This is a genomic window from Candidatus Neomarinimicrobiota bacterium (genome assembly GCA_034716895.1).
GTDB lineage: Bacteria > Fidelibacterota > UBA8477 > UBA8477 > JABMPR01 > JABMPR01.
Map to the genome: position 1 here is coordinate 1 of JAYEKW010000220.1, position 7,948 is coordinate 7,948.

Here is a 7,948-nt window from a genome sequence, read left to right on the forward strand (position 1 = left end):
ACCCACGCCTCTTTTTGAAATGATAAATGGTAAATGGTGAATTGTAAATAAGTGAAACCTTTTACCCTGATAATATGTTTGGCCCGGGTGGTGGAATTGGTAGACACAAGGGACTTAAAATCCCTCGCCCTAAACAGGCGTGCCGGTTCGATTCCGGCCCCGGGTACACCCATAACATATTGAATATACTGCTATTACTACTATAGTAATATGGCATGCATTTACTGTTCACCCTAACCACAATTAAGACAAATCACGCCACCACATGCCATATTCTTTGTCACTATATGGTTCCAGGTGATATGTATTGATACTTTGATTTTACGTAAAAAACCCCAGACATTATCCAGGGCTTATAAACCTACCGGAAGATCTTCCTTATCTCAAATACACCATCTTAATAGTTTGGCTATATGCTCCTGCCTGCAAGCGAGCAAAATAAACCCCGGTGCTCATAATCTTGCCATCTGTATTTTGACCATTCCAGACGACATCATACCAACCCGCTGGCTGCGTTCCTGTTTCAAGAGTCTGTACAACATTTCCACGAACATCATAGATCACGAGAGCAACTCTGGAAGCTTCAGGTAATCCATAGTGGATGGTTGTACTAGGATTGAAGGGGTTTGGGTAGTTTTGATTCAGGTTACATTCTGATGGTATGGTTGATTGTTGGTCTGGACTTGAGATGGCTACAAATCCCCCTTGATTAAAGACGGATATTCCGCTTGTAGTCCCAATCCATTTCGCCCCCAGACTATCAATTTTTATGCACAGTATATCATGACTCAGAATACCGGAATTTTCTGTATTGTAATGAACCCACGTATCACCACTAAAAGAGACCAAACCAGCATAAGTTCCAATCCATTTGATACCATCTGATTCGATGGCAATTGCACTTATATCATCCGAAGGTAGACCAGAATTGGATGTATCATAAACCTCCCAATTGGTTCCATCAAAAGAAGCCAGACCGCCATGATTCGTTCCAACCCATTTAAGCCCATCTTCGTCAATGGCGATCGCGCTTACTGCACCAGAAGGCAGGTCAGAATTGGCACTACTGAAAAGTGTAAAGCTGCTCCCATCAAATGATACCAAGCCAGATGGATTATTGTTACCTCCAGAAACCCCCATCCAAATGACACCATTATCCTCAATGGTAATATCCCTTACATTCTGATTTGGCAATCCAGAGTTATTTGTTGTGTACGTTGTCCAGGTATTTCCTACAATGGATACCAATCCACTTCCCGTACCAATCCATTTTGTCCCCTCATAATCCACAGCAGTTGAAAAGACAAAGTCACTTGGCAAGATCGAGCTTGCTTCAGTGTATGTCGTCCAGTCGCTCCCATCATAGCTGACTAATCCCCCAATAGTCCCGAGCCACTTCGTTCCTTCAGAATCGATGGCCACTGATATAATACTATTATTATGTATACCTGAATTTGAAGTGGAGTATTCATCCCAAATGTCACCAGCTAAAGTATTTAATCCACGTTCTGTTCCGATCCACTTGGTTCCTTCAGAATCAATTGTTATTGAATACACTAGATTTGAGGATAACCCAGAGTTTGAAATCGCATGGTGAATCCAATTGGTACCATCGAAGGTTACCAAACCATCGCCAGTGCTAAACCATATGGTACCACTTGCATCAATGGCAATATTATCTACCGTGACATAAGGCAGCTCAGGATTTGAAGTATCATAAATGACCCAGCTCGTATCTGAAAAAGATGTTAGTTTATCGCATGTCCCAATCCATTTTGTCCCATCCTCAGCTATGGCTATTGACTTGACCCAGTTGTCGGGTAATCCTGAATTTAAAGTATCATAATTCGTCCACGTGCTATCATCATAAGCAAATAGGCCACCACTTAGATTCCCTATCCACTTGACACCATTTGAATCGATAGCAACTGAAGAAAAAGCTGAGTGCCAACCATCCCACGGCTCATCTTCAAAGTGTTCTGTCCAGTTACCACCATCAAAAGAAAGAAGAAGACCATATTGGTAAGGCGAAGGGGGACCACCAATTCCTCCCCCCTCCCGGTACATTACTATCAACCAGACTACTCCGCTACTATCAACTGAGATTGATGCCACTCTAGTTGCCAATCTATCATGATCATATGTATTCCAGTCGAATCCATCAAAGGAGCTAAGGAAGCGATGGGACCCGATCCATTTCGTTCCATCGGAATCGATGGCAATTGCTTGAACCTCATTGTAAGGAATTTCAGAATTAGATGTATCATACACCGTCCATGTGATTCCATCCCAAGAAGCCAGTCCAGCATTCGTTCCAATCCATTTCACGCCATCTTCATCAATTGTGATTGAGTTTATTTCATCGGATGGTAGGCCTGAATTACTTCTTGTAATAAAGATCGTTTCCTCGTTAGCATTGTCGATTCTAACCAGACCTGCTTGCATAGTTCCTATCCATATAACCTCACCTTCAGTGGCGATTGATGTGATCCAATCACCGTTGGTGTAGTTAATCCACTCTGCATTCTGTCCCAAGACACAGGTATAGGGTAACAAAACTGCCAGCAGCATAATAATTCCAGCCGTAACTGAGCTAATGATTTTACTTTGCATTTTGTGCTCCAATATCTTCATGTTATGCTCTGGCTCACTTCAGGAAGAGCATTTTTATTGTTGTTGAGAAATCATTTGCTTCCAGTCGACAAAAATACACTCCCGTACTCACTTGATTTCCGTGATGGTCCTGACCGCTCCATTGCATTTGATATGAGCCGGGAGGCTGGGATGCATCCTGAAGCTGCATGATTTCTCGACCCTGAATATCAAATATTTTGAGCTTGACTGTCAATTGCTCAGCCAGTGTGTAGCTGATGGTAGTGATGGGGTTGAAAGGATTCGGGTAGTTCTGGAGTAATTCATGTCTTGGAGCATGAGCAGGTTCACCATCAACACTTAAGACACCCAAACCATATTCTAAGGTTGAAACAGCCAACTCAGCCATTTCTGATTCAAATGCCAGTATTTCTGGCAACCCGGAATTGCCAGTATTACGCCAATTGGCAAGCTGGGATTCCGTCCAGCTAAAAATTGAATCCTCCGCTGGAAAAATATTTGCCCATAATCCTTCACCATTATAGTTACGCAGCATGGGAGTGTTTATGAATTCGAGGTCCATCTGGTATTGGTTTATGTATATGGTTGTATCGATACCAGATAATAGAGAATTGGCAATATCGGAAAGCGTACAACCCTGTAATCCAGTTGCCGCTGCAGGGGCTTCTCCGATGGGCCAATAGGGCAATGCGATTGCAGTAGAGGGTTGGCCCAGTAGATTCCACATGGTCGTGGTCCGGGCCGGTTCATCAGGTATAACTCCGTGTACCACCGTTGCAGAGATACATATGCTACGGCAAATACTCACGGCGTTGGAAATATATCCGATGGGGACAACTGGATAGAGAGAAACATCATCAGAAGGCACACCAATTGGGCTGCCATCAATCCCGTTAAATTCTCGCATCTGATACCGGATGATACTGCGGTGATTCAGACTGTCTCCAGCATGGAAGTCACTGATAAGCGCACTGGAACGGACGAACCGACCGTGACCAAACGGTCCTCCAACGCCATCCCCAGCCATGGAGAAATTTGCACGAACTATATATCCATTTGGAGCTTCAGCGGCATCATAAACCCAATAAACATTTCCCCCGGCTTCAATCATCTTTGCGTCGCCTGTACTATCCAAAACTGCGAAGTTTGCTTGCGTGCGTCGTCCTGAAATGTTTGTTTGATTGAGGAGCTGAATAAATTCTGCAACAGTACCGCAGGATTCTAGAGCCATGCGGATGAATGTTCCGTTTCCTGGACCAGTTGTACCTTGAGGTAAGTCATCAATGAGAGAATTTACAATCGCGAAACCTTGACTGTTAACTCCTTGATAAATCAAATTGGTGTTGCCCCCACTAATCACCGCTAAATACTCGAACTCGTTAGGGTCACCAGTACTCCAAAATACTGAAGCGTTAGACGCTGTCGCTTCAGTATCGCGATTTTTCCAGATCATCGGTCTACCATCTGGAGTGGCTATTCCTGCGGCTACACCAATGGTGCATCCTTCATTGTCCTCAGCATTCAGGGGTTCTTGATACAAAGACAGCTTCCCCATAAATAGAATAGTAATCACAATACTCAGAATTAAAAAGTTCTTCGACCTGAAGCGCATAATATCCCTCCATAGTTTTGATAGGTGCATTCCCATCTTCTCACCAACGCTACTATTAAAACGGAGATTTGTCACCCCTACAAAACCTCTACAGATGCAGATTGTAAGTTTGCCCAGAGAAGTGTTTATTTCAGACTTGAGGCAATGCTCAGACTAGATTTTATCCAGGGACAAATCCTATATGTCCCTTTGAGAAAGTGGGTATATAGAATTGTGAAGGGTACAGCTCACGCTTTCATTTGGGAATGACCAACCTATATTTAGGTGATCACTGTGTAATACGAAAGACCACTACAATCCATAAGGGAGACTTAAGCCAATGGTTCGTCTATCTCTTCTCATCCTGATACTTTTCATTTCAGCGAACGCTACTAATAATTCATTAAAATTTGACCACCTCACCGTTGAGGACGGATTATCTCAAGGCTCGGTTTATTCCATTCTCCAGGATGATAAAGGTTTCATGTGGTTTGGAACTAGGTTTGGACTCAATCGCTACGACGGAACCGAGTTTCGTCTGTTTGCTTCTGAACCTACAGACTCAACCAGCCTTGCTGGTTATCACATTACAAAGGTTTACAAAGATCACCAGGGATCGCTCTGGGTGGGAACAGCCATTAGTGGCCTGGCTAAGTACGATGCTGCTCTTGAGAGTTTTACGAACTTCAAGCATGATCCTCGAGACCCTAGAAGTCTTGGTGATGATCAGATCACCTGCATCTTTGAAGACTCGGAATATACACTCTGGGTTGGCACCAAAAATGGACTGAATCGTGTCGTTGTTCCTGCTTCCGGCTCGAGGTCAGATCCTTTTGCATATGAGTTCGATCATTTCTCTCACATCCCAGGCGACACTTCAAGTCTTTCCTCTAATGACATTACCGCCATTTCAGAGCTACATGCTGGCATCCTCTTGATCGGATTGGGGAATGGATCTCTTGCTACACTTGACATAAATACGGATCAGATCAAAATCGATCAAGCGGGTGTCTTCACAATTACTAAAACAGGCTATACGCCCATCAGATCCATGAAAAGGGATGTTTCTGGTGAATATGTTTGGATCAGCAAATTTGAGCAAGGCCTGATAAAGTACAGTCTCTCAGAAGGGGTTCTGGATCACTATTACATCAGCAACTATACTCCTGCTATGGTGAGCACCAACTACATCTACACAATAGATCAGGCTCGTGATGGAAAATTATGGCTTGCCACAGTAGGCGGACTTACTGTTTTCGATCCAGCCTCCGAAACCTTTACCTATAATAATTCAGATGAATCAAATCCCAGCAGCATAAGTGATCAAATCTTACACACGGTTTCCGTTGACCCTCAGGGTTTGATCTGGGTTGGATCTGACACAAGGGGTATCAATATTCATAAGCCGAATCAGATCCGATTTGAGCTATTTAGGCATAGAGCTGGTGATCCAAATGGTCCCTCTGCAAATAATGTTTATTGCCTGGCGGAAGGTGATGCAGGTGACATCTGGTTTACAACTATGCCTGGGGGAACAAATAGATTTTCTCCCAAGACCGGGAAATTCAGATATTACCAATCTGATGATAGCATTCCAGGTGTAATGAGTATCAATTACCCTATACAGGTTTTGATGGACAGACGTGGGATTCTTTGGGTGGGAACCGTTCTTGCCGGATTATCTGAGATCGATCCGGAGACAGGGAGTAGATTAAAACTTTACTATAACGATGAATCAAGATCTGATTGGTTGAGTGGGCCAACCATTTATTCTCTCCTTGAAAGCAGCGATGGGTCTATCTGGATTGGAACAGAAGCAAATGGGCTGAATCGATACAACCGGCGATCCAACAATTTCACCACCTATAGGCTGGATAAAGATGATCCCAATAGTCTGAGTGGAAATCTTATCTATGTGCTTTTTGAGGATGATGCTGGAGTCCTCTGGATCGGAACTGCTGAAGGTGGGCTAAATCGCTATCATCCCGAAACTGACACTTTCAGTTCCTTCAAGTATTCAAAGGGTGATGAGAACTCCATCGGAAGCAATTCTGTATATACTATCCATGAAGATGCCGATCACTGTCTTTGGATTGGAACAAAGGGTGGTGGGCTGAATAAACTGGACTCTACTCGAAGGTTCTTCTCAAGAGTTGATCTGGGATACAAGGATCATGATATTTCCATCTATGGCATAGAAGAAGACGATGGCGGATACCTTTGGTTATCAACGAACAACGGACTGATGAAAGTCGACCGTGAAAAAGGATTTCTCAACCGTTATACCGTTAAGGATGGACTTCAAGGTAACGAATTCCGTAATAATTCAAGTCTAAAAGATTCCCAGGGGTATTTGTATTTTGGCGGTCCAAGTGGGTTTAATCGCTTTCATCCTGACTCTGTAATCAACAATGCCCATGTTCCCCCTGTAGTCCTAACAAATTTCAGCATTAACTACAATGAAGTGCCTGTCGGTGAAATGTCCGATGGACGTACGATCCTGAGTAAATCCATTACAGAAACCCGGCAAATAGTTCTAAACCATCAGGATAAAACCATTTCCTTTTCCTTCGCTGCACTGGATTTCTCTGACCCTGAACGCAACAGATATGAATATAAATTGAAGAATTTTAATGATGATTGGGTTCAGGCTGGTTCAGATCATAGTGTTACCTATAACCACCTAAAACCAGGCGACTATGCTTTTCAGGTTCGCGCTTGCAATAATGACGGGCTATGGAATGAGGAAGGAGCAACACTGGCAATTACCATCCTGCCCCCCTTCTGGCTAACCTGGTGGTTTAGGCTGCTGACCTCATTGACTTTGATTCTATTTGTATATGTCTATATCCGTTTGCGTTTCAGGAGAATGATGGCAGAAAAGCATAAGCTTGAGAAGCTGGTTATGGAGCGTACAGCTGAGCTGAGATTGGAAATTGAAGAAAAGATGCAAATTAAAGTCGACCATTTAAAACGTGAGCTGGTTAGTAAGTCCGTATACGCTACTCAAAAACAGGAAATTATGAACAATCTGTTTCATGAGTTAAAAGATATCCAAAAGATGGATGCCAACGAAATGCGGAACCGGTTTAATCGCATTGTCAGATATTTCAAGGATTTGTTCAAATCCGGTGAAGAATGGGATGAGTTTGAGAAGTGGTTCACTGAGGTACACACTGATTTTTTTACAAATATTCGGAAGGAACATCCTGAACTATCTTCCCGTGAAGTAAAAGTCTGCGCCTTATTGAGATTAGACCTATCATCAAAAGATATCGCTAACCTCATGAATGTTCTGCCCAAGACAGTTGAAATGTATCGCCACAGAATCCGAAAAAAGATCGGAATTAAACCTGAAACGAATCTTAATCAATTTTTGGCTAAGTTTTAGATAAGGTTAGATTGAAGCAGCTTTTAATTTTTAATAATCACTTGCATATATTCAGTATATGGTAAAATTTCCATGGCCGTAACACACTGATACACTGCCACTTACAGAACCAGACAGTGGGCTGAAAGTGCCCGTGTCCCTTTTCAAGACTAAACCGCTGCTCAAAGAGTAGAAATATTCAAACCATGAGCCCCATTCTATCAACTAAATTCCCTAGCAGCAACGTTCACGCAAATATTCTTTTTTAATATTTTGACACATTTGCCGTAACTCACTGACTACCATTGAGTTATTCAGGACTTAAAATCCCTCGCCCTAAACAGGCGTGCCGGTTCGATTCCGGCCCCGGGTAC

General features: G+C 43.0%; 3 protein-coding genes and 1 tRNA gene. 2 read left to right on the plus strand and 2 right to left on the minus strand.

Translation table 11 applies throughout. The features are described from left to right. Nucleotides 1-81: 81 nt before the first annotated feature. A tRNA-Leu gene (locus U9Q77_12675) sits at nt 82-166 on the plus strand. A 212-nt stretch (nt 167-378) separates the two neighbouring features. Here U9Q77_12675 and U9Q77_12680 read toward each other — a convergent pair. Continuing rightward, complete coding sequence (locus U9Q77_12680; protein ID MEA3288213.1) at nt 379-2,613, minus strand: FlgD immunoglobulin-like domain containing protein; 2,235 nt, start codon at nt 2,611-2,613, stop codon at nt 379-381. A gap of 34 nt (nt 2,614-2,647) precedes the next feature. Further along, nucleotides 2,648-4,225 carry a T9SS type A sorting domain-containing protein gene (locus U9Q77_12685; GenBank protein MEA3288214.1) on the minus strand — a complete coding sequence of 526 codons (1,578 nt, stop codon included), beginning with the start codon at nt 4,223-4,225 and terminating at the stop codon, nt 2,648-2,650. A gap of 319 nt (nt 4,226-4,544) precedes the next feature. On the opposite strand from U9Q77_12685, the gene U9Q77_12690 reads away from it, so the two are divergent. Next, nucleotides 4,545-7,595 carry a two-component regulator propeller domain-containing protein gene (locus U9Q77_12690; GenBank protein MEA3288215.1) on the plus strand — a complete coding sequence of 1,017 codons (3,051 nt, stop codon included), beginning with the start codon at nt 4,545-4,547 and terminating at the stop codon, nt 7,593-7,595. Nucleotides 7,596-7,948 lie beyond the last annotated feature (353 nt).